25 protein-coding genes are annotated in these 23,521 nt (G+C 50.8%); 2 read left to right on the top strand and 23 right to left on the bottom strand.

Features of this window, described 5'->3' with window-relative positions:
• Positions 1 to 13: 13 nt before the first annotated feature.
• From purF to Q8M75_RS07705, 22 genes are all read right to left on the bottom strand, one after another.
• Positions 14 to 1,552 carry an amidophosphoribosyltransferase gene (gene purF, locus Q8M75_RS07810; protein ID WP_305488088.1) on the bottom strand — a complete coding sequence of 513 codons (1,539 nt, stop codon included), beginning with the start codon at positions 1,550 to 1,552 and terminating at the stop codon, positions 14 to 16.
• A gap of 5 nt (positions 1,553 to 1,557) precedes the next feature.
• Positions 1,558 to 2,112, bottom strand: a complete 555-nt coding sequence (locus Q8M75_RS07805; protein WP_305488086.1) for a CvpA family protein — start codon at positions 2,110 to 2,112, stop codon at positions 1,558 to 1,560.
• A gap of 26 nt (positions 2,113 to 2,138) precedes the next feature.
• Positions 2,139 to 2,957, bottom strand: coding sequence for an SPOR domain-containing protein (locus Q8M75_RS07800; protein WP_305488083.1), 819 nt, complete (start codon positions 2,955 to 2,957; stop codon positions 2,139 to 2,141).
• Positions 2,958 to 2,960: 3 nt separating this feature from the next.
• On the bottom strand, positions 2,961 to 4,286 hold the full coding sequence (gene folC / locus Q8M75_RS07795; RefSeq protein ID WP_305488080.1) for a bifunctional tetrahydrofolate synthase/dihydrofolate synthase: 1,326 nt from the start codon (positions 4,284 to 4,286) through the stop codon (positions 2,961 to 2,963).
• A gap of 13 nt (positions 4,287 to 4,299) precedes the next feature.
• Complete coding sequence (accD, locus tag Q8M75_RS07790) at positions 4,300 to 5,193, bottom strand: acetyl-CoA carboxylase, carboxyltransferase subunit beta (protein ID WP_305488078.1); 894 nt, start codon at positions 5,191 to 5,193, stop codon at positions 4,300 to 4,302.
• Between the two features lie 5 nt (positions 5,194 to 5,198).
• Positions 5,199 to 5,996, bottom strand: a complete 798-nt coding sequence (gene trpA, locus Q8M75_RS07785) for a tryptophan synthase subunit alpha (RefSeq protein ID WP_305488075.1) — start codon at positions 5,994 to 5,996, stop codon at positions 5,199 to 5,201.
• 16 nt (positions 5,997 to 6,012) lie between these two features.
• Positions 6,013 to 7,206, bottom strand: coding sequence for a tryptophan synthase subunit beta (gene trpB, locus Q8M75_RS07780; protein ID WP_305488072.1), 1,194 nt, complete (start codon positions 7,204 to 7,206; stop codon positions 6,013 to 6,015).
• A 20-nt stretch (positions 7,207 to 7,226) separates the two neighbouring features.
• Positions 7,227 to 7,904 carry a phosphoribosylanthranilate isomerase gene (locus tag Q8M75_RS07775; RefSeq protein WP_305488070.1) on the bottom strand — a complete coding sequence of 226 codons (678 nt, stop codon included), beginning with the start codon at positions 7,902 to 7,904 and terminating at the stop codon, positions 7,227 to 7,229.
• Between the two features lie 2 nt (positions 7,905 to 7,906).
• On the bottom strand, positions 7,907 to 8,782 hold the full coding sequence (truA, locus tag Q8M75_RS07770) for a tRNA pseudouridine(38-40) synthase TruA (RefSeq protein ID WP_305488067.1): 876 nt from the start codon (positions 8,780 to 8,782) through the stop codon (positions 7,907 to 7,909).
• 35 nt (positions 8,783 to 8,817) lie between these two features.
• On the bottom strand, positions 8,818 to 10,236 hold the full coding sequence (locus Q8M75_RS07765; protein ID WP_305488064.1) for a FimV/HubP family polar landmark protein: 1,419 nt from the start codon (positions 10,234 to 10,236) through the stop codon (positions 8,818 to 8,820).
• A gap of 2 nt (positions 10,237 to 10,238) precedes the next feature.
• Positions 10,239 to 11,411 (bottom strand): aspartate-semialdehyde dehydrogenase, encoded by a 1,173-nt coding sequence (gene asd, locus Q8M75_RS07760; RefSeq protein WP_305488061.1) that lies wholly within the window; start codon positions 11,409 to 11,411, stop codon positions 10,239 to 10,241.
• A 36-nt stretch (positions 11,412 to 11,447) separates the two neighbouring features.
• On the bottom strand, positions 11,448 to 12,518 hold the full coding sequence (leuB, locus tag Q8M75_RS07755; RefSeq protein WP_305488058.1) for a 3-isopropylmalate dehydrogenase: 1,071 nt from the start codon (positions 12,516 to 12,518) through the stop codon (positions 11,448 to 11,450).
• A gap of 45 nt (positions 12,519 to 12,563) precedes the next feature.
• Positions 12,564 to 13,211 (bottom strand): 3-isopropylmalate dehydratase small subunit, encoded by a 648-nt coding sequence (gene leuD, locus Q8M75_RS07750; RefSeq protein WP_305488056.1) that lies wholly within the window; start codon positions 13,209 to 13,211, stop codon positions 12,564 to 12,566.
• A gap of 31 nt (positions 13,212 to 13,242) precedes the next feature.
• Positions 13,243 to 13,458, bottom strand: a complete 216-nt coding sequence (locus tag Q8M75_RS07745) for a hypothetical protein (RefSeq protein ID WP_305488053.1) — start codon at positions 13,456 to 13,458, stop codon at positions 13,243 to 13,245.
• A 24-nt stretch (positions 13,459 to 13,482) separates the two neighbouring features.
• A complete protein-coding gene (gene leuC / locus Q8M75_RS07740; protein ID WP_305488052.1) occupies positions 13,483 to 14,892 on the bottom strand; it encodes a 3-isopropylmalate dehydratase large subunit in 1,410 nt (469 codons plus the stop codon).
• Positions 14,893 to 14,909: 17 nt separating this feature from the next.
• On the bottom strand, positions 14,910 to 16,223 hold the full coding sequence (gene gltA / locus Q8M75_RS07735) for a citrate synthase (protein ID WP_305488049.1): 1,314 nt from the start codon (positions 16,221 to 16,223) through the stop codon (positions 14,910 to 14,912).
• A gap of 58 nt (positions 16,224 to 16,281) precedes the next feature.
• Positions 16,282 to 16,551, bottom strand: coding sequence for a succinate dehydrogenase assembly factor 2 (locus tag Q8M75_RS07730; protein ID WP_305488047.1), 270 nt, complete (start codon positions 16,549 to 16,551; stop codon positions 16,282 to 16,284).
• Positions 16,548 to 17,252, bottom strand: coding sequence for a succinate dehydrogenase iron-sulfur subunit (locus tag Q8M75_RS07725; RefSeq protein WP_108469114.1), 705 nt, complete (start codon positions 17,250 to 17,252; stop codon positions 16,548 to 16,550). The genes Q8M75_RS07730 and Q8M75_RS07725 overlap by 4 nt, the downstream gene beginning before the upstream one ends.
• Positions 17,253 to 17,271: 19 nt before the next feature.
• Positions 17,272 to 19,050 carry a succinate dehydrogenase flavoprotein subunit gene (gene sdhA, locus Q8M75_RS07720; RefSeq protein WP_108469115.1) on the bottom strand — a complete coding sequence of 593 codons (1,779 nt, stop codon included), beginning with the start codon at positions 19,048 to 19,050 and terminating at the stop codon, positions 17,272 to 17,274.
• Between the two features lie 4 nt (positions 19,051 to 19,054).
• Positions 19,055 to 19,420 carry a succinate dehydrogenase, hydrophobic membrane anchor protein gene (sdhD, locus tag Q8M75_RS07715; RefSeq protein WP_305488044.1) on the bottom strand — a complete coding sequence of 122 codons (366 nt, stop codon included), beginning with the start codon at positions 19,418 to 19,420 and terminating at the stop codon, positions 19,055 to 19,057.
• Between the two features lie 24 nt (positions 19,421 to 19,444).
• Positions 19,445 to 19,864 carry a succinate dehydrogenase, cytochrome b556 subunit gene (gene sdhC / locus Q8M75_RS07710; protein ID WP_305488041.1) on the bottom strand — a complete coding sequence of 140 codons (420 nt, stop codon included), beginning with the start codon at positions 19,862 to 19,864 and terminating at the stop codon, positions 19,445 to 19,447.
• 103 nt (positions 19,865 to 19,967) lie between these two features.
• Positions 19,968 to 20,705, bottom strand: a complete 738-nt coding sequence (locus Q8M75_RS07705) for a GntR family transcriptional regulator (protein WP_305488040.1) — start codon at positions 20,703 to 20,705, stop codon at positions 19,968 to 19,970.
• 153 nt (positions 20,706 to 20,858) lie between these two features.
• On the opposite strand from Q8M75_RS07705, the gene Q8M75_RS07700 reads away from it, so the two are divergent.
• Both Q8M75_RS07700 and Q8M75_RS07695 read left to right on the top strand, forming a co-directional pair.
• Entirely contained in the window at positions 20,859 to 21,848 is a 990-nt protein-coding gene (locus Q8M75_RS07700) for a malate dehydrogenase (protein WP_305488037.1), read from the top strand.
• 10 nt (positions 21,849 to 21,858) lie between these two features.
• Positions 21,859 to 22,224, top strand: coding sequence for a hypothetical protein (locus Q8M75_RS07695; protein ID WP_305488035.1), 366 nt, complete (start codon positions 21,859 to 21,861; stop codon positions 22,222 to 22,224).
• A gap of 85 nt (positions 22,225 to 22,309) precedes the next feature.
• Here Q8M75_RS07695 and Q8M75_RS07690 read toward each other — a convergent pair whose 3' ends face one another.
• Complete coding sequence (locus Q8M75_RS07690; protein ID WP_305488033.1) at positions 22,310 to 23,521, bottom strand: DUF2863 family protein; 1,212 nt, start codon at positions 23,519 to 23,521, stop codon at positions 22,310 to 22,312.

Below are 23,521 nucleotides of genomic sequence, written 5' to 3'. Positions count from 1 at the left end.
GCTATTAGTGTACTTAATCTTCAGTAGCTAAGTGCAAGTGCAACTGGGAGCGCGCAAAGTCGCCGGGATCCTTTTGGCGGTCAGCTTGTGCGGTTTCAGAGGTACGTGCAGCTTCTAAGGCATCTAGATAGGAATCGTTAATGTCGCCGGTAATGTAATGGCCATCAAAGCACGATGCCTCAAAATTCTGAATCTCTGGATTAATGTCGCGCACCGCCTGTTTCATATCCTCAACACTTTGATAAATCAGCTGATCGGCGCCAATCATCTTATTAATCTCCGCATCGGTACGACCATAGGCGACTAATTCGCTGCGGGTTGGCATATCAATACCGTACACATTCGGAAAACGTACGGGGGGCGCTGCTGATGCAAAGATCACTTTTTTGGCACCCGACTCTCGCGCCATTTGCACAATCTCGTAGGAGGTTGTACCGCGCACGATGGAGTCATCCACAATTAAGACGGCCTTATCTTTAAACTCAATCCGCATCGCATTGAGTTTTTGGCGCACAGATTTACGACGCACAGCCTGTCCAGGCATGATGAAGGTACGCCCAATGTAGCGATTCTTAAAGAAACCTTCGCGGTAACTGATGCCTAAGCGCTTAGCCACTTGCATGGCTGCTGGTCGGCTAGAGTCTGGAATCGGCATGACTACATCAATTTCACTGACATCGGTTTCGGCCCGAATTTTCTCGGCTAAATAATCACCCATACGCATGCGCACGTTGTAAACCGTTACGCCATCAATCGTGGAGTCCGGTCTAGCCATGTAAACGTATTCAAAAATACAGGGGTTGAGGACCGCATTGGGCACGCATTGCTGGGCGACAAAGTTTCCATCAAGGTCAATATAGATCGCTTCCCCTGGTGCTACGTCACGTACAAAGGTAAAACCCAAACCTTCGAGTGCTACTGATTCAGAGGCAACCATCCACTCGGGACCGTCCGGACCATCAATCCGGCCGATGCACAAAGGACGAATACCAAATGGGTCGCGGAACGCCAGGAGGCCATAGCCTGCAATTAAGGACACCACGGCATATGAGCCCCTTACTCTTCGAGTCAAACCTGTTACCGCCTTAAACATGGATTGCTCATCAAGTGCAGCGCTATTGGTTTCTTTTTGCAACTCATCGGCAAGCACGTTCAAGAGAACTTCTGTATCCGAACTGGTATTAATGTGACGGCGATCACGGTAAGCCATCTCCGTACGCAGTGCAGGCGCATTGGTGAGATTGCCGTTGTGCGCCAAAATGATTCCATACGGCGCGCTAACATAAAAGGGTTGGGCCTCCTCCTCACTGCTCGCTGAACCTGCAGTGGGATAACGTACCTGACCAATCCCCACATTGCCAACCAAGCTGCGCATATTGCGAGTACGGAACACGTCACGTACCAAGCCATTTGCCTTATGCATCGTAAATGAATTGCCATTCATCGTTGCAATACCAGCCGCATCCTGACCGCGATGCTGGAGTAGCAGCAATGCGTCATACAGCAACTGATTTACTGGGTAACGCGAAACACTTCCGACTACGCCGCACATATAACTTAACTCCCTGAGGGTGGTGGTGCAGGAACAACGCTGTTAGGCGCGCTTAGCTTCGCCGCCCAATCAGACGGTAACCATACTTGAATAACTCCCATCGCAACATCAATTGCAGGCCGGGTAATTGCTGCCTTCCATGCATTGGTTTGAGGAACCGGCGTTAATACTGCCAAGGTCGATAGAACAACCACGACAAACGCGCCGCGCACCAAGCCAAAGACTAGACCTAAAAATCGATCAGTAGAGCTCAGACCGGCGGAGATGATCGCCTTTTGAATCATGGATCCAATGAAGTTGCCCGCAATGAGTACCGCGATAAACAAAATCAGAAAGCTGAGGCCAAGTCGCACCATCTCATCGAGCTGAAAAGTGGAAAGCCATTCCATCGCCAAATAATTACTGTAGTGATAAGCAACCCATGCAGCCACAAACCAAGAGGCCAAGGCAAGTACCTCTTTAAAAAAGCCACGGTAGATTCCAACGAAAGCAGAAACCAGCAAAATAGCAAAGGCGAAATAGTCGACCGAGGTTAGCTTGAGGGCGGCAAGAATGTCCATGCGCTATCCAGTAAATGGGCGAAGGATCACTGCTTCCCCACTTCAACCACACGGGGAGTAAGGCCCATGGCCTTGATTTTCTTTTCGGCAGCTTCCGCTGCTTCTTTATCTTGAAATGGGCCTGCACGGAGAGCAATCAATTTTGTGCCGTCAGTGCCAGTACGATTTAAAACATAATTCGGAATTTTTTGCTCTTTCAGTTTTGCGATCCAACCATTTGCGCGCTCTTCTGATGCAAAGGCGCCAATTTGAATTACAAACTTCACTGAGGCACTTGGGTTGGCATTTGCGGTAGCAGACCCATTCGCATTTGATTTGGCAGCAACGACAATTTCTTCACCGGCGGCCAGCCCCATTGTTTTGTCGGCTGAGCTTGGCGCAACTGCTTTTGAAGAAGATGCGGCGGCTGGGGTTGTTGGCGTTGGTTTGCTCGATTCTTTGGGCTCGGTTACAGGAGCAGGAGTAGCGATCGCGGGCGCCACTGGTGGCGTTGCCGTTTTTACTTCATCGGACTTTTGCTCGGCGGATGGTGGTGAGCTTGGCTGGGGTGGAGCTACTGCTGGCAAGCTACTGACAATGGTTACGGCGATATCATTGCTAATGGACTTTGGCTTGCTATCAAGCACCCGAGGCAACACAATAATCGCAACCAAAACCAGAACGGCAGCGCCAATGAGCCGATGACGTGCACGTTGATGCTCCGGATCTTCGGTTAAAACGGGATCATCGGCCGTTACACGCGAACTACGACTATTCAGCTTGGCGTCTGTGCGCGATCGTGTCGAAGCACGCAACCCATCATCAGGTTGAGAATCGCGCTTAAACAGCTGGGATAGACGAATCATGGATTAGTGCGCCTGATTGTTTCGATAAGCCATTACGCCTGCGACAGTATAGAAAGAGCCGAATACCACTATTCTATCACCCTCGCCTGCAGATAAAAGCGCCTTTTGGTAGGCATCTCCAGGACTTGCAAAGGTCTGAATGCCACCGTCCACGCCCTGATCAGGCTTGACACCACTGGCCTCCAAAAACCCAGCAAGCTCACTCGCGCTTGCCGCCCTGCTGGTTGGCAAGTCCGTGCAAAACCAGTGGTCGATAACGCCTACCATCGGTCCTATGACGCCGGCAATGTCCTTATCGGCCATCGCGCCAAAAACAGCATAGGTATAGGGGTGATAACCCATCTTATCCAGGCCCTGCCCTAAGGTCGCTGCTGCATGGGGATTGTGCGCTACATCGAGCACAATCGTCGGTTGTCCTGGCAGAACCTGAAAACGACCCGGCAACTCCACCATGGCAAAGCCATTGCGAATGTCTTGCGCACTAACGGGGATGCGGTCTCGTAAAGCACTCAGGGCTGCAATCACAGCGGAAGCATTGAGCAATTGATTGGCGCCCCGCAAAGCGGGGTAACCCAAGCCACTAAAGCGCTTGCCACGACCAGACCATGCCCATTGCTGTTTATCCCCTTGAAAGTTGTAATCACGACCCATGAGCCAAAGATCGCACCCCAAGGATTCTGCATGGGCAACTAAGCTATCGGGAGGCATTGGATCGCCACAAACTGCAATCGAATTGGCACGAAACACGCCAGCCTTTTCTTGCGCAATTTTTTCTCGGGTGTCGCCTAAAAAAGCGGCGTGATCAATATCAATGCTGGTCACAATAGCGCAATCAGCATCTAAGATATTGATGGCATCCAAACGGCCGCCCATGCCTACTTCTAAAATAACCGCATCTAATTTAGCTGCTGCGAATAGACGCATGATGGCCAAAGCGGTAAATTCAAAATAGGTCAGCGTGGGGGCATTAGGCAGACTGACTCGTGCTGCTTCAACCTCGGCAAAATGCACTAGCAACTGGGCATCGCTGGCATCCATGCCATTGATGCGCGCACGCTCATTGAATTTCAGTAAGTGAGGTGATGTGTGGCAGCCTACGCGATAACCCGCTGCTAGCAAAATGCTCTCCAAAAAAGCACAGGTAGAGCCTTTACCATTGGTGCCCGCAACAGTAATAATGGGGCAGACAAAGCGAAGATCGAGCGCTGCTTTAACCCGACTAATCCGCTCAAGACCCATATCAATTCCAACCGGATGGGCCGTTTCGAGGTGACTAAGCCAGGCCTCGAGGCTAGAGAAGCAAATTGGATCTGGTCTTGATTCGCTCAATGCTTTAAAGGGACTAAGAGGATGAGCCAACAGCAGCGGTGATCGACGGCTCTGGTAGTTTTTGCAAGAGCGCCAATATTCGGGCAATCTCAGCGCGCATATTACGGCGATCCACAATCATGTCAACACCGCCCTTTTGCATTAAAAACTCAGAACGCTGAAATCCCTCTGGCAATTTTTCACGAACGGTTTGCTCAATCACCCGTGGTCCAGCAAAACCAATTAATGCTTTGGGCTCGGCCATGACCACATCGCCCATGAAAGCAAAGCTAGCCGAAATACCGCCCATGGTAGGGTCAGTTAGCACGCTAATGTAAGGCAAGCCTGCTTTTGACAGCTTCGTTAACATCGAATTCGTTTTAGCCATTTGCAACAGAGAGAGCAGACTCTCTTGCATGCGGGCACCACCCGTCGCAGTAATGCAAATAAAGGCACATTTTTTATCAATCGCTTCTTGAGCGCCACGGGCAAAACGCTCGCCTACAACCGAGCCCATGGAACCGCCCATGAATTGAAATTCAAAACAAGCGGTAACAACGGGAATCGACTCAATTTTTCCACCGAGAACCACCAAAGCATCGGTCTCACCAGAAACATCGACGGCCTCCTTAATACGATCGGGGTATTTTTTGGAATCTTTAAATTTCAATGGATCAACCGGAAACACATTGGCACCAATTTCATATCGGCCCTTTGGATCCAGCAAACTATCTAAGCGTTGACGTGCGCCAATGCGCATGTGATGACTGCATTTTGGGCATACCGAAAGATTGGCTTCAATATCGGTACTGTACAAAACCGCTTCACATCCAGGGCATTTCACCCACAAACCTTCAGGAACCGACTTGCGATTAGCAGGGTCAGTATGCTGAATTTGCGGCGGAAGAAGTTTATCGATCCAGCTCATGTACTTTAGCTATCCAATGCAGTGCGAATCTCGCGTATGAAATGTTCAAGCGATTGTACCGCCTCGCCCGGAGTTGCCTCTTCTAATAAGCGAATGATGCGGCTGCCAATCACAACGGCGTCGGCCGTGTTGGAAACGGCCTTGGCGCTGGCAGCATCATGAATACCAAAACCAACCGCAATCGGTATGGGAGTAGCCGCTCGAATCTGCGGAATGATACTGGCCACATCTTGGGTATTGAGGTTATTGGCGCCGGTCACACCGCGTAATGAAACGTAGTAAATATAGCCCGAAGCGATTTTCGCAGCCTCTTTAATACGCGTTGGCGATGAGGTTGGTGCCAATAGGAAAATTGGGTCTACTCCAGCCGTGCGCATCTGCTGGGCAAAATCAACACACTCTTCCGGTGGGTAATCCACAATCAGTACCCCATCAACACCAGCTGCTTTTGCCTCGGCTGCAAAACGCGCAGCGCCCATTTGCTCCACTGGATTGGCGTAGCCCATCAGCACAACCGGCGTATTTGCATCGGTCTCCCGAAATGCTTTCACCATCTCCAGGCAATGGCGCAAGGTAACGCCCTGACTCAGCGCCCTTTCGGATGAACGCTGGATCACCGGACCATCGGCCATCGGATCCGAAAATGGCACGCCGAGCTCAATCACGTTGGCGCCACCACGCACCAGTGCATGCATAAGCGCAACCGTTAAACCCGGCTCCGGATCGCCGGCAGTAATAAAAGGAACTAAGCCTTTTTTACCCGCCTGCTTTAAATCACTAAATACCGCTGAAATTTTCGACATAAATCCGCCCTACCCCTTAACCTTCCGATCCGGTTGCTTGCGCAACGGTATGCATATCCTTATCGCCGCGGCCAGACAAGTTCACCAAAATGGTTTTATCTTTTGGTAAGGTGGCAGCGAGCTTGCAGGCGTATGCAATCGCATGCGCGGACTCTAAGGCGGGAATGATGCCTTCAATTTGGCAGCAATCATGAAAAGCTTTAAGCGCTTCTTGATCCGTAATCGCCACATACTCAGCGCGGCCGGAGTCTTTGAGCCAAGCGTGTTCAGGACCCACTCCTGGATAGTCCATGCCGGCGGATACCGAATGGGTTTCTGCAATTTGGCCATTCTCATCTTGCAATAAATAGGTGCGGTTGCCGTGCAATACGCCGGGTTTGCCGACGCACAATGCAGCGGAGTGTGCGGCCGTATTGAGGCCATGACCAGCCGCCTCAACGCCAACGAGTTTTACCTCAGGATAGTCAATGTAGGGATAAAAAATACCCATGGCATTTGAACCACCGCCAACGCAAGCCATCACGTAGTCTGGCTGACGACCGATCATGTCCGGCATTTGCACTTTGCACTCTTCTCCAATGACGCTCTGAAAGTCGCGAACCATCATTGGGTATGGGTGTGGGCCGGCAACGGTACCAATGATGTAGAAGGTATCTTCCACATTAGTGACCCAGTCACGCATCGCTTCATTCAAGGCATCTTTTAAAGTTTTCGTACCCGACTCTACGGGCACTACCTTGGCGCCCAAGAGCTTCATGCGAAAGACGTTTTGCGCCTGACGGGCCACATCGACTGAGCCTTGATATACCGTACAGTCAAGACCAAAGCGCGCACAAATGGTGGCGGTAGCAACACCATGCTGTCCTGCACCGGTTTCAGCAATAATGCGCGGCTTGCCCATGCGCTTAGCTAGCATGGCTTGCCCAATGACGTTATTAATCTTGTGCGCGCCGGTATGGTTTAAGTCTTCGCGCTTTAAATAAATCTGCGCGCCACCCAGCATTTCACTCCATCGTTTGGCGTGATATACGGGGGATGGACGACCAACAAAGTGCTTGAGCTCGTAATGAAACTCTTCAATGAATTCGGGGTCGTGCTGGTAGCGTGCGTATGCATCCTTTAGCTCTTCTAGAGCAAACATGAGTGTTTCTGAAACGAAAACACCGCCGTAAGGGCCAAAGTGCCCGCGTGAATCCGGCTTATCGTACATAGTTACCTCTTTTGATTGGGTTACCGCTTTGGTTTCTTGGAATCGGCCAGTCGAACTGCCTCAATAAACTGGGCCATTAAAACGGCATCTTTAATGCCTTTTGCGCTTTCAACGCCGCTCGAAATGTCCACGGCACAGGGTTGTAGGCGCGCAATCGCTTCGCCCACGTTGTGTGCGTTCAACCCACCACTCAAAACGACCCGAGGCGCGTTTGCGCTTACCCATGCTTCTGGAATCCATTGCCAATCAAAAGGAATGCCGCCCCCACCATAGCCCTCAACCAGGGCATCCAGCAAGAAACCGGCTGCTTGCCTATATTGTAGGGAAAAATCGGCGAAAGCGAAGCCCTCACCCACTCGGCCTGCCTTGATCCAAGGATCCCCAGCTGCTAAGCGCTGGCACTCTTCCGGACTCTCATCACCATGAAATTGCCAAAGCGTAATTGGCGCATAGGCTCGAATTGCCGCAAATTCAGCGTCGGAGGCGTTTACAACGAGGCCGACGGCGTCCACCCCGGCTGGCAAGCGAGAAATGAGCCCGGCGGCATGCTGCGGGCTGACCGCCCGTGGGCTGGGAGGATAAAACACAAAACCCAGCGCATCTACACCAGAATTCACTGCAAAATCAACGTCTTCCGGGCGTTTAAGGCCGCAAATCTTGATGCGGGTACGGTCCGGTGCGTAGTGAAGTAATCCCATGGCTAAATCATAATCCGCTTCGGCTGTTCAAGAAGGGGCTCCTGCAGCAACGCAATGACCTCAGCCGGCAGCCATGAATGCGCCAGCCAGGGTGCCGGAATCTGGTGTTCCGGCGGATACCCGACCCGAGCCAAATAGAGCCCATCAGGCGCGAACGTTGGCGCAGCCAATTGGCGGCTTTTCGCCTCCAATACATCAGCCAACCAAGCTGACGACTGCTTTCCTTGACCGATAGCCAAGAGGCTACCCACTAGATTTCGAACCATATGGTGCAAAAAGGCGTTGGCCCGAACCACAATATAGACCCAGGGTTTCTGATCCAAAATGTTAATGTCGTAGACCGTTTTAATTGGCGTTTTGCTCTGGCACTCGGATGACCGAAAAGAGGAAAAGTCATGTTCTCCCAAAAGGCATTGGGCAGCCATTTGCATTGCATCGGTATCCAGCCACTTATCGGCGGCCAGCATCAAATAACCGGCACGGGATGCCACACTCGGCGCACGACAAGGACCCACATGCAAGGCATATACGTAACTGCGCTCAAATGCGGAAAAGCGCGCATCAAACGATGCGTCAACCGTTTGAGCCCAGTTCACCACAATATCGCTTGGTAGAAAACTATTGAGACCGCGTACCCAGGACCATGGGTCGCGATGCGTGTCGCAATCAAAATGAACTACCTGCCCAAGGGCATGCACTCCGGTATCGGTTCTTCCAGCAGCGGTGACTCGAATGGGGTTTGTATGCGAATCGGTATCGCCAATAAAAGCCTGTATGGCGCGCTCTACTTTATCTTGTACGGTGTTTTGACTGGGCTGTGTTTGCCACCCCACAAATCGGGTACCGTCGTACTGCAAGCCCAGAGCAATTCGCATCATCTACCTAGTTTGGCAAACACGGGTTCGCATGCCAATTAGCTACTACGCCGCTGGATGTCCGATAGCATGGCTTTGGCATCGGCAACCAAGGATGAGTCGACTGAATTCGAGGGATCAAGGCTTTGCTGAATAATGTCATCCAAGCTGCGCGTGGCAGCAGCAAAATCTTCAATCGTTATATACGCTTTAGCAAGATTGAGTTTGACGCGCAATGCGTCATTCCGAATAGCCAGGTCGCTTTTGGCTGGCGTCAACTCAAGATCAATACCGGCAAACAAGTTCTTGGCCCGCTCGGGCATACCATGACTGGCTGCTGAATGACCCATATCGCCCTGCTGCGGTACGGAAGCAGGTTTGACAGCACGTATTGGCGCACTTCGTTCCGATTGCCGGGCATGGCGCGCCATAAACCACAATAGGAGCCCAGTGAATGCAATCACACCCAATGCAAGTAAAGCCGGGGCCCAGGAGTTTTTCGCTACATCGGTCTTGGTGCTAGACCCCGATTTAGACTGCGCCTTGCCTGCATCGAGCAACTTTTGTAAATCGGCAATATTCTTTTCTAACTCAACAATGCGGGTGCGTGTTTGTTCCAGCATTTTTTCTTGGGCCACGATTTCTTCGGTATAGCGCCGTTGATCCGAATTGGCATCGGCACCGGGCCCAATCGTTAAGCGATCTTTTGCGGCAGCGGGATCATTCGCCGCCTTGCTTGTCTCGCTTGATTTAGTAGCAGCTGCTTTAGCCGGACCGCCATGGGATTCAGCCCAAGCTTGATTGGCTTTTTCAACAAACTGACTTGCCTGGGCTGGCGTAATGGATTGCAATAAGGATTGGCTTGGCTTAACTAACTCAGCCCCAGCAGGCAAACGATGAATGCTGCCGCCCGCAAAGGCATCGGGATTGGCTTTATACAATGCCATGATGGTTTGATCTAAGGTAGCACCATCCAGCAGCGGTGCCATCTGCGCCGCAATCTCACTTAAGGTTTGACCGGGACGCACCGTAACTTGATTTGGGTCACCCAAGAGTAAGGTGTAATTTTTAGTCAGCTGACCGGAAGGCCATTGCAAAGTGACCATCAGATCAATAAATGGATCTTGCTTGAGCTGCGCTGCGCTAACCGTCTTTGCTGTCTCGACCACAATCACACTGCGATTGCCATCGCGGCGATCAATGCGCAACTGTGGATCAAGCTCTGCTATGGCAAAAGATATGCCGAGGCGCTCATAACTCGCTTTACTTGCATTACTCACCTGTAAGCTAGAGAGCTGCTCTTGCTCTGCAGCCGATACACGTATGGGAATTTCAGCGCGAATGGGCTGACCAGGCTGCGAGAGTACTCTGGGAGTTCCTAATGAAAATGCGCTACTAGCTACGCTCCAAGCAAAGAAAACACCACCAATGATCGCCGCTAGGCCCTGTACCAACCGAGCGGGCACACGCACAGACACCTTTAGCGTTCCAACAAGATACGCAACATACGGCGCAATGGCTCAGCAGCGCCCCATAGCAGTTGATCGCCTACTGTAAAAGCACCTAAATACTCAGGTCCCATGGCCAACTTATGCAGACGTCCGATCGGAACCGTTAAGGTGCCGCTGATTTTGGCTGGCGACAGCTCACGCTCGGTTGCTTCACGTTCGTTGGGCACCACTTTGACCCAGGCATTGTCCTTCGCTAGCATGGCCTCAATCTCGGCCAAGGGAATGTCTTTCTTAAGCTTAACGGTCAACCCTTGAGAGTGGCAGCGCATGGCGCCAACACGCACACAAATGCCATCAATCGGAATGCTTCCCGGCGTTCTAAAAGGGGGGCGTCCTAAAATCTTGTTGCATTCTGCACCGCCCTTCCACTCTTCTTTGGTCTGGCCATTTTCGACTGGCACATCAATCCAAGGAATCAGGCTGCCAGCTAAGGCTGTATTACGGAAGTTCTTGGTTGGAAACTCAGCCGATCGCATGGTTGCAGAGATCTTGCGATCAATATCCAAAATCCAGGAAGCCGGATCATTCAATTCAGTATTCACGCTATCCCGCAATGCGCCCATTTGCAACAGCAATTCACGCATGTTTTGCGCGCCAGCGCCGGAGGCAGCTTGATAGGTCATGGCACTAATCCATTCAACCAGATCAGCTTTCAGCAATCCACCCATGGCAATCATCATCAAGCTCACGGTGCAATTGCCGCCAATCCAATTCTTACCGCCCGCAGCCAATGCACGATCAATCACGGGTCGATTGACTGGATCCAATACGAGGACCGCATCATCATTCATGCGCAGTGCGCTGGCAGCATCAATCCAATGACCCTGCCAACCAGCAGCTCGCAGCGCTGGAAAGATAGCCTTGGTGTAGTCACCGCCTTGGCAGGTCAGAATAATGTCGCAACGGGCAAGCGCTTTAATATCATTCGCGTCTTGTAACTTCGTTTCGCTTTTGGTGATGTTGCGACCATTGATCGCAGGCACATCGCCGCCCGCATTACTGGTACTAAAAAATACTGGCTCGATGAAATCAAAATCGCCCTCCGCCAACATGCGATCCATGAGCACGCTGCCCACCATGCCGCGCCATCCGACCAAGCCGACCAGAGGAGCGTTTGTAGAGTTTGATGTGTGTGTCGCCATAAAATTACGAATGCCTTACGTTCCTATATCAATGAATTACGCCAGTGCTGCCACGACTGCATCGCCCATTTGCACTGTGGATACTCGCTGAGTCCCTTCGGTGTAAATATCGGCCGTGCGCAAGCCCTGCTGCAATACTTTCTGAACTGCTTTTTCAATTCGATCTGCTTCTGCCGTCATACCTAAGGAGTAACGCAGCATCATGGCCGCAGATAGGATGGTTGCCAAAGGATTGGCAATGCCCTTCCCGGCGATATCGGGAGCAGAGCCGTGGCTTGGCTCATACAAGCCTTTGTTGTTTTTATCTAAAGATGCGGATGGCAACATACCAATCGAGCCAGTGAGCATCGCCGCCTCATCCGAGAGAATGTCGCCGAATAAATTGCCAGTGACCACCACATCAAATGCCTTGGGTGCTTTGACGAGTTGCATGGCTGCGTTATCGACATACATATGCGATAACTCGACATCGGGATAGTCGGCTGCTAGCTTGGTCATCACATCACGCCAAAGCTGCGATGTTTCAAGTACGTTAGCTTTGTCCACGCTACATACTTTTTTGCTGCGCTTGCGTGCTGCCTCAAACGCTACTTTACCAATGCGGATGACTTCGGGTTCGCTGTAGTGCATGGTGTCAAATCCTTCGCGCGCACCTTTAAACAGAGCATGCTCTGAAGTGCGAATACCGCGCGGCTGACCAAAATAAATATCGCCATTGAGTTCACGCACAATCAAGATATCCAAACCGCCGACAATTTCCGGCTTGAGACTGGAGGCGGCGGTTAACTCGGGATAGCAAATTGCCGGACGAAAGTTAGCAAACAACGCCAAGTGTTTACGTAAACCGAGGATGGCTTGCTCTGGGCGCAATCCACGCGCTAAGGTGTCGTACTTCCAGTCACCGACGGCGCCAAACAAAATGGCATCAGCGCTTTTCGCGAGCTCAAGGGTGGCTGGCGGCAAAGGGTGTCCAGAAAGGTCATACGCCGCCCCACCAACAGGGGCCTCTTCAAGATCAAATGTAGGGGCTAAGGCCTTGAGGACTTTGACCGCCTCAGCGACAATTTCCGGGCCAATACCGTCGCCCGGCAATACTGCAATTTTCATGGCAAACCTTTAAAAAAGGGTTAAGAAGCCAGCGTAAGGCTGTTTTTACGGCAGCTGGGTAGCTAGCCAAGGCATCCGTAACACGCGCTCTGCTTCGTATGCCTTTATTTTATCGGCATTTTTGAGGGTGAGGCCAATATCGTCTAAGCCATTGAGTAGGCAGTATTTACGAAATCCATCGATTTCAAAGGAATAGCGGCGATTATCGGGCGCAATCACCTCTTGCGCCTCTAAATCAATGGTGAGCTGATAGCCATTAAAGGCCAGGGTCTCATTAAAGAGGTGGTCAACCTGCTGCTCCGTCAGCACAATCGGCAAAAGCCCGTTTTTGTAGCAATTATTGAAGAATATATCGGCAAAACTGGGGGCAATTACTGCACGAAAGCCATATTGACCCAAAGCCCAGGGAGCATGCTCACGCGAACTGCCACAACCAAAATTCTTGCGGGCCAGCAAGATGCCTGGATTTTTATAGCGAGGCTGGTTTAAAACAAAGTCTGGATTTAGCGGACGCCCACTGCAATCTTGTCCAGGCTCACCCTGATCTAAATAACGCCATTCATCAAACAGGTTTTGACCAAAGCCGGTTTTTTTAATCGACTTTAAAAACTGCTTTGGAATGATGGCATCGGTATCGACGTTCTCTCGGTCGAGGGGAGCAACTAATCCTTGGTATTGCGTAAATTTTTCCATTACTTCTGTCTCTGTTTTTTATTGTTACCGCTTATTTTATTGGTGTCACCACAACGTCTTTGCCTTGGGTTTGCGATGCCGGAGGATTACTTGATCCGGAAGATGATGATTTCGAATCCATCGATGTGCCTATTTTTTGCAAATCCTTACCAACCCCCTCCATGGTATTGGCACATGCACTAATAAAAATGCCAGTGACTAGAACCACGGACAACTTGGCAATCATCGTATAGCGGGAAGTTTGCATGGGATCGTCCTTTCGCTTGGCTTGTTACGCAATTTTGCGTACATCAACAAAATGCCCTTCGATGGCAGCAGCAGCAGCCATAGCAGGGCTCACTAAATGGGTTCTACCGCCAGCGCCTTGCCGACCTTCAAAATTGCGATTCGATGTTGATGCGCAGCGCTCGCCTGGCTCTAAGCGATCGGAATTCATGGCCAAACACATGGAACAGCCGGGTTCGCGCCACTCAAAGCCAGCAGCCTTAAATACCCGATCGAGCCCTTCGCGCTCAGCCTGCGCTTTCACTAATCCAGATCCCGGCACGACCAAGGCCAGCTTAATGTTCGGTGAGACCTTTTTACCCAGGCGATCGACCACCTTCGCCGCGGCACGCAAATCCTCGATTCGGCTATTGGTACACGAACCAATAAACACCTTATCAATGGGGATGCTGCTGAGCAAGGTGTTAGGCGTTAAATTCATATACTGCAACGCACGCTCCATCGCACTGCGCTTATTGGGATCTCGCTCTTTTTCCGGATCAGGAACGCGCTCACTGATCGGCAATACCATTTCTGGAGAAGTGCCCCACGTGACTTGAGGCTGAATTTCTTCAGCGCGCAATTCCACCACCTGATCAAACTTCGCGTCGGCGTCGGAATGCAAGGTGCGCCAATACTGCAAGGCATGACGCAAGATCTCTCCGCTGGGAGCATAAGGGCGCCCCTGAATGTATTCAATGGTGGTCTCATCCACTGCAACTAGACCAGCACGCGCACCTGCTTCAATTGCCATATTGCAGATGGTCATGCGGCCTTCCATCGATAAATTGCGAATGGCTTCGCCTGCAAACTCGATGGTGTAGCCAGTGCCGCCGGCGGTACCTATTTTTCCGATCACCGCCAACACAATATCTTTTGCGGTCGAGCCGGGCTGTAAACGACCCTCGACTCGAACCAACATATTCTTGCTCTTCTTCATCAGCAAGGTTTGGGTTGCCAGTACATGTTCTACTTCAGAGGTGCCAATACCAAACGCCAGAGCGCCAAATGCGCCATGGGTGCTGGTATGCGAATCACCGCACACAACCGTCATGCCAGGTAATGTAGCGCCCTGCTCCGGCCCGATCACGTGAACGATGCCCTGGCGCAAATCATTCATCTTGAATTGCGTAATACCAAAGGACGCGCAATTCTGATCCAAGGTATCAACTTGAAGCTTGGAAATTGGATCGGCAATTCCTTCCGATCGATCCGTTGTGGGTACGTTGTGATCAGAGACAGCCAGGTTGGCAGAAATTCGCCATACCGGGCGCTTAGCCAAACTTAAACCTTCAAAAGCCTGTGGGCTCGTTACTTCATGCAGTAAGTGCCGATCAATGTAGAGGGTTGCTGTACCATCCTCTTCCGCACAAACCACGTGCTCATCCCATAACTTATCGTATAGCGTGCGTGACATACCCATTCCTATAAACCTTATTTACGCCCGGACAATGGGGGAACTTTGCGCTCCGTTTCCCCAACGAACAACTGCCGTGGACGACCGATTTTGTACTCCGAGTCAGTAATCATTTCTTCCCACTGCGCTATCCAGCCCACCGTTCTCGCCAAAGCAAAAATGCAGGTGAACATGTCGGTTGGAATGCCAAGGGCGCGCTGCACAATGCCGGAGTAAAAGTCGACATTCGGGTACAGCTTGCGGCTAACAAAGTATTCGTCCTCTAGCGCAATCTTCTCTAAAGTCATTGCTAACTTGAAGAGCGGATCATTCTCGAGTCCCAACTCATTGAGGACTTCATAACAGGTTTCGCGCATCAGTTTTGCGCGTGGATCGAAGTTTTTATACACCCGATGCCCAAAGCCCATTAAACGGACATTGGAGTTCTTGTCTTTCACTTGGGCAATAAACTCGCCCACTTTTTCGACTCCACCATTAGCCTGAATCTCAGTCAGCATTTGCAGGCAAGCCTCATTGGCGCCACCATGCGCTGGGCCCCATAAGCAGGCAATACCAGCTGAGATCGCAGCAAATGGATTGGTGCCCGAAGAACCACACAAACGCACTGTAGAGGTCGATGCATTTTGTTCATGGTCGGCATGCAAAATAAAGATGCGATCCAAGGCGCGGACCAAGACAGGATTCACTTTGTACGGTTCGCATGGCGTAGCAAACATCATGCGCATGAAATTGGCGGTATACGACAGCGAGTTATCGGGATAAATAAATGGCTGACCAACGGAATACTTATAGGACATAGCGACTAAGGTTGGCATTTTTGCAATCAAACGCATTTGCGCGATTTCACGCGCCTTGGGTTCGCTGTAGTCAATCTCATTGTGGTAGAAGGCCGCCATCGCACCGACCAAGCCGGTCAACACCGCCATGGGGTGTGCATCACGTCTAAAGCCACGTAAGAAAAATTGCATCTGCTCATGCACCATGGTGTGGTGCATGATGATGTTCTGAAATTCCGAATTTTCTTTTTCGTTTGGCAGATGGCCATTAAGCAACAGGTAGCACACCTCTAAAAAATCACAATTGGCGGCTAAATCTTGAATGGGGTAACCGCGGTAGAGTAACTCACCCTTGTCACCATCAATAAAGGTGATCTTGGAATTACACGATGCCGTCGATAAGAAACCGGGATCATAGGTAAATTTGCCGGTCTGGCCGTAGAGTTTACGGATATCAATTACATCAGGTCCGACTGTGCCTTGATAAATTGGCAAATCGATATCGGGAGTACCGTCAGAGAACGATAACTTTGCCTTGATGTTTGATTCAATCATGTCTGATCCCACTGTTCGTTAAAAAATAAGTGAATTACAAATTATTGCACCCTTACTACTACCTCTCCCGCAAACGACCTAATAAAGCCAAAAAGGTGGGGGTACTGCATACTTCACCCAAGGCCACAACCGAATCAACTCGCCCAATCAGAAGATCCATCAAATCGTTGTCACTTAAGGCGAGCAGCTGGGTCAAGACTGCACCCTGCTCCTCTGTTAATCCATCTGCGTAGCGCCGGAAGAACCGTTCCAAAATCAGATCGTTTTCCAGTAAACCTCGGCGCGCATCGCTTTTTAAACGATACAAGGCCGCCGCACTAATGGTCATACCGCCCTACGAACCATCAACTCTTTGATTTTGCCAATGGCTTTGGTTGGATTCAAGTGCTTAGGACAAACATCGACGCAATTCATAATGGTATGGCAGCGGAACAGGCGATACGGATCCTCTAAATTGTCAAGGCGAGCCGCCGTATCTTCATCGCGGCTATCGGCAATAAAGCGATAGGCTTGCAGCAAGCCTGCTGGCCCGACAAACTTATCCGGATTCCACCAAAACGAAGGGCAAGAGGTGGAGCAGGAAGCGCATAAGATGCACTCGTACAGTCCATCCAGCTCTTCACGCTCTTCCGGGCTCTGTAAGCGCTCTTTTTCCGGTGGGCGGGTGGAGTTCACTAAATATGGCTTGATCGACAAGTACTGCTTGAAAAATAGCGTCATGTCGACAATCAAATCGCGCACAACGGGCAAGCCTGGAAGCGGACGCAATGTGATGACTTGAGGCAAGGTCTTCATATTGGTTAAGCAGGCTAAGCCGTTTTTGCCATTGATGTTCATCGCATCCGAGCCACAAACTCCTTCGCGGCAGGAACGGCGGTAGGTAATGCTCTCATCCTGTTTTTTCAGCGAAATCAGCGCGTCCAGCAGCATGCGCTCATCCGTTAACTCCAACTCGTAGCGTTGCATGCGCGGGGCAGCATCCACCTCAGGATCGTAGCGATAAATTTCAAATATACGGGTATCACTCATGGTTTATCTCGTTTTTTAATTAGAAGGTACGCTCTTTGGGTGGAACCGATTCCGCGGTTAATGGCTTGAGTTGCACTGGTTTGTAATCGAGGCGATTGCCCTCACTAAACCAAAGCGTGTGCTTCATCCAAGTCTTGTCATCGCGAGTTGGGAAATCATCGTGCGAATGTGCGCCGCGGCTCTCTTTGCGGGCTGCAGCCGAGATGATGGTGGCATTGGCAGTCTCAACTAAGTTTGAGATTTCCAAAGCCTCAATGCGTGCGGTATTAAAAATCTTTGACTTGTCTTTAACCCAGAGGTGCTTTGCACGCTCGGTCAGAATAGCCATCTGACGCACGCCCTCATCCATCAGCTTCTGGTTACGGAACACACCAGCATAGGTCTGCATGGTTTTACGAATGTCATTGGCCACATCCTGCGCATACTCGCCTGAAGTCGAGTTATCGAGCTCAGCAATCCGTGCGAGTGTTTGCTCGCCCGCATTCGCTGGCAAAGGCTTGTGCTCGCGCTTTTTCAGATCCATATTGACGATGTGATTGCCAGCAGCTCGGCCGAACACGAGCAAGTCGAGTAAGGAGTTGGTACCTAAACGATTGGCGCCGTGAACCGATACACAGGAGCACTCACCAATGGCGTACAAGCCATTCACAATGTGATTTGGATTGCCGTCTTTCGGCACCACCACCTGGCCATTAATGTTGGTCGGAATGCCACCCATTTGGTAGTGAATCGTTGGCACCACCGGAATCGGCTCTTTGGTTACATCGACGTTCGCAAAGTTAATGCCAATCTCGTAAACCGATGGCAGACGCTTCATGATGGTCTCAGCGCCGATGTGGGTTAAATCGAGTACGACATAATCACCATTGGGGCCGCAACCGCGTCCCTCTTTAATCTCTTGATCCATGCAACGTGAAATGAAATCACGCGGAGCCAAATCTTTGAGCGTGGGAGCGTAACGCTCCATAAAACGCTCGCCGTCTTTGTTACGCAAGATGGCGCCCTCACCACGACAACCTTCAGTCAGCAACACACCCGCACCCGCAACGCCGGTGGGATGAAACTGCCAAAACTCCATGTCTTCCAGCGGAATATTGGCGCGTGCAGCCATACCCATGCCATCGCCAGTATTGATATAAGCATTCGTCGAGGCAGACCAAATGCGACCAGCACCGCCGGTTGCCATCAGAACAATCTTGGCCTCTAGGATGTAGAGCTCGCCCGTTTCCATTTCCAGCGCAGTCACGCCGACAACATCACCGTCGTCATCACGAATTAAATCCAAGGCCAACCACTCAACAAAAAAGTTGGTCTTGGCCTGAACGTTCCGTTGGTACAGGGTATGCAACATAGCGTGACCAGTACGGTCGGCCGCAGCACATGCGCGCTGCACTGGCTTCTCGCCGTAGTTGGCAGTGTGACCGCCAAATGGGCGCTGATAAATTGTGCCATCGGGATTGCGATCAAATGGCATGCCGTAGTGCTCAAGCTCATAGACCACTTTGGGAGCTTCACGGCACATAAACTCAATCACGTCTTGATCACCCAGCCAATCAGAGCCTTTGATGGTGTCGTAAAAATGGTAGTGCCAGTTGTCTTCACTCATATTGCCGAGCGAGGCACCAATACCGCCCTGAGCAGCAACCGTGTGTGAGCGTGTTGGAAACACTTTAGTCAGAACTGCTACATTGAGGCCAGCTTCCGACAGCTGCAATGAGGCACGCATACCAGAACCACCGGCACCTACAATTACCGCGTCAAAGCGACGGCGGGGTAATGCTTTTTTAATCGCAGTCATCGTCTTACACTTTCCACAAAATTTCAGCAGCATAAGCCGCACAAGCGACCAGCCACAACACAGTCAAGGTTTGCAGGGTGAGGCGAATGCCTACCGGCTTGATGTAATCCATCCAGATGTCGCGAATGCCAATCCACGCATGATAAAAAAGGCTCAAGAAGGTTAAAAAGGTCAGCAACTTCATCAATTGATTGCTAAACAATCCTGCCCATGCTTCGTAGCTTGCGCCCCCAGAAATCAGATAAGCGACCAACAAAACAATCGTAAAAACGACCATCACTACCGCGGTGATACGCTGAATAATCCATTCTTTCAGGCCGTAATGTGCGCCTACAACGAGACGCTTGGGGCCAATATTATTTGTCGACATAAAGTTCTCTTTACCTAATCGGGATTAAAACAAGCCAAACAATTTAGCGCCTACCAGGGCAGTTAAAGCCAGGCTGACAGACAACACAATGATTGCGGATTTTTGCGCTGCAATTTTTTCAACCCCAATTTCGAGGTCGAGTAGCAGGTAACGAATACCGGCACAGAAATGATGGAGGAAGCTCCAGATCAAGCCCAGGCAAATGAGTTTGACCAAGATGTGATCGGTGAACGCCTGAAATTGCATGAAGCTGAGCTCAGAAGCCAAACTTTGATCGAACAAATACAAAATGAACGGGAGTAGCAAAAACAAGGCAGCGCCACTAATGCGGTGCAGAATCGACACCTTGCCAGCCCAAGGCAGGCGGTATTTAATTAACTGGGCAAGGCCAATGTTACGGTAAACCGGCTTGGCATTTTTTACATCCTGATGGGCATCAACCATAGAGGGTCTCATTTGTGAGGTAAAGGTTAAATAAGGAGTAATGCTGTTGTGCAACATATTCTATTGGAAAACACTGGAATGCACTTTTTTCTTTACACATGACTTAGTTCAACTTATTTTCATAATGCTGTTGGCGGGTATCGTAATGCGCCCGCCGAACCTCAACTGGCTTATTCCCATAGGTGTAAGAGACTCGCTCCACCAACAGCAGCGGAGAGCCGGGCTCCAGCTTCAAATGATTGGCAATCGTCGCCTCCGCTGCAATGGCCTTGATTTTCTCTTCCGCCCGAACCATGTGGGTTGCAAACTCGCTTTCATAGAATGCATACAAGGGGCCAGGCCACGATTCCAGGCGATCGAGGGTCATGCCGCTAAAACGCTGCTCGGGGAGCCAGATTTGCTCAAATACCGCAACCTGGCCACCCAAGCTTTGCACGCGATCAATTTGAATCACCCGCTCGCTTGCCGCCGTTTTCAGCAACTGCGCAATTTTCGCTGGGGACTTGATTGGCTTGCAGGCTAAAAAGTGACTTTTGAGGGGGACTTTTTTACCGGAATCCGGCATCAAACTAAAAAAGCGGTATTGCCAGGCCTCACTGTGGTGGCTGGCAACAAAAGTTCCTTTGCCCTGATGACGAATTAGGAGGTTTTCCGTAGCCAGCTCATCTACCGCCTTACGGACAGTACCTTGGCTGACTTCGTAACGGGCCGCCAACTCCATTTCACTGGGAATCGGGGCGCCAGGCCGCCATTCGCCGGACTGAAGGCTGCTCAGCAACAGCGCCTTAATCTGCTGGTACAAGGGGCTAAAGGTAGCCGATGGAGCGGTTGTTTCAGGCAAAGTAGTTCCAAAAAGGATATTTAGGCTGACTAGTCTGCTGTCTTATAGAAGACATTATTGACAGTGTAAATGTAAACTCCATAAACTTGCAGGGATAATCTGCATCACAACACTGAAACAACACCCATCAACCTTCCTTTGGAGTTACTTGTAATGGCAAAAACCCCTATGCGCGTCGCGGTTACTGGCGCTGCCGGTCAAATCGGATATTCCCTCTTGTTTCGCATCGCCAACGGCGATTTACTGGGCAAAGACCAGCCTGTTATTCTGCAACTCCTTGAAATTCCTGATGAAAAAGCGCAAAAAGCCTTAAAAGGCGTGATGATGGAGCTCGATGATTGTGCATTCCCCCTCTTAGCCGGAATGTCTGCCCACCAAGATCCCATGACTGCATTCAAAGATATCGACATTGCGCTGCTGGTGGGCGCTCGTCCTCGCGGCCCAGGTATGGAGCGAAAAGACTTGCTCTCCGCCAATGCCCAAATCTTCACCGCCCAAGGGAAAGCCTTGGACGCCGTTGCAAAGCGCACCGTTAAGGTCCTGGTTGTAGGCAATCCTGCCAATACCAATGCCTACATTGCCATGAAATCGGCTCCTAGCTTGCCGGCCAAGAACTTTACGGCCATGTTGCGCCTGGATCACAACCGCGCTCTTTCCCAAATCGCTGCCAAGGTCAATCAACCGGTTGCTGACATTGAAAAATTAGTCGTCTGGGGTAACCATAGCCCCACCATGTATCCAGACTACCGTTTTGCCACGATTGGTGGGCAATCCGTTAAAGACATGATTAATGATGCCGCCTGGAATAAAGATGTCTTTATACCAACCGTAGGCAAACGTGGCGCAGCGATTATTGAGGCACGCGGCCTATCTTCTGCAGCTTCAGCCGCCAATGCTGCCATCGATCACATGCGTGACTGGGTGCTTGGCACCAACGGCAAATGGGTCACCATGGGCATTCCTTCTCGCGGCGAATACGAAATTCCAGCTGACGTTATTTACGGATTCCCCGTTGTCTGTGAAAATGGCGAATACAAAATGATTGAGGGCCTCGAAATTGATGCCTTCTCGCGTGAGCGCATGACCCATACTTTGAATGAATTACTCGAAGAGCAAGCCGGCGTTAAGCACTTACTGTCCTAAGGAAAGCAATATGCATATCCCCTTTAAAACGCTGTTGATTAGCGCTGTCTTGCTCGTATCGCACTCTGCTGTGCATGCGAAAGATCCTAAAGAGACTCATTCCTGGAGCTGCAACAATAACCATCAGTTAAAAACCATTGGGGATGGCGGCGCAAATATTGGCCTTGTTTGGAACGCTAAAACCTACGAAATGAAAAGAGAAGTCTCATTACCAGGTAGCTTGCGTTACAAGAATCACGACACTGGCTTGGATCTCGTCGTTTTAGGCAACAAGGCAATGTTGTTTAACATTCGCAGCGGCGTTCGTTTGGCTGATTACTGCCAAACAGCCGACATGAAAACCGGCAAAGAGCCACATTTATTTGCTAAAGAGTAATCTAGCCAGCAATGTTCTTTGATGGCTAGAAGTAAAAAACCGAGGTTCGCCTCGGTTTTTTTATGCACTCAATGATGCTACGTTTCTAGTGAAATAAGGGCTGCTGCGTTGGCGTATCTTCTGGCATCTCTGCGTGCACCACTTCGCCATGCCGATCTGGAAACAAGGGCGCGCCACAATCATCGCAGAGCTCGGGACTAAACAAAACAGCGTGACGAAACACGTCCTCTACTCCTGCTTCTTTTAAGGCATCGCAAATCTTTTTAATTGGGCTCTCATCATCGTTGATGTCATTGAGTGCATCGTTCGACACCGTCTCACGATCGTACATTGGCCAAATGACCCCGTACATCACATCGGGTGAACCCTTTAGGCTGAATGCAATACGGTATTCGTCCGCCTGCTCTTCACCAAAAGCGCCCACCACGCAAGACAAACCATTGGGCTGAGCGCCAACTGCAGTCTCCAGAAAATTAACGGCGGCACGAATGCTTAAGGGGCGTACTTGCTTGTCCGCCAAGCGGCAGTTTGTAAAGTAAGCTTCGGGCAACAGTAACTCGAATTCGCATCCGGGTAATAAACTGGAAATGGGCTCTCGCATGGCGGTTTGCCATTCGATCAAACTAACGCCGCGCTCTTGCCGAACCGGTGGTTCCGCTTGCCAACGAAACAGGGGTGAACCGCTTGGCGCAGCAATGGCCGCAATAATAAAACGGGGGTCCGCCAGCACCGCAATCGTTTCCGACATATTGCGCAGCTCCAGTTTCATTTCACTTGCGGTAATTGCAGCGGTACCCAAAGCCTCCGTCAAAATGCGCGTTTGGCAATGCGAATGGGGCATCTGATCGATGCTGTACAGCCATGGCACGATCGCCAAGCGCGTATCGCTTGCCGCAATCGATGCATGCATCGCCATGGCAACCGACTCAATCACCTTCACCGGCAACGGCCCCGACTGAATTTGATAGCGGGTATGCGCAACAATTGGTAAAGCGAGCAGCAATACATCCCAGCTCTCTTTATCGACGGTCATGGTTTGCGATTCAGCAAGCGTCTCAGCACAATCAGCCAACACCTCAAAGGCAACTGTATTAATGCGAAACGTTTGATCAAGCGCGGCATCAATCACGTTTTGATTTTGACTGGTCATCAATTTGAGTAGACGTGCACTTAAGCGCCCTTCCCAAAATCGGTCTTCGATTTGACTGCCTGAGGCGGCCAGAGAAATCGCATCCGCGACTAAGCGCTCAGCCTCGGGTGAGGCGCGCTGGGATGATTTAGAACGGTGAACGGTCAT

The organism is Polynucleobacter sp. (assembly GCF_030693775.1).
Lineage (GTDB): Bacteria > Pseudomonadota > Gammaproteobacteria > Burkholderiales > Burkholderiaceae > Polynucleobacter.
Note: the sequence above shows the minus strand (reverse complement) of the source record. Positions and strands in the feature narration are given on the sequence as shown.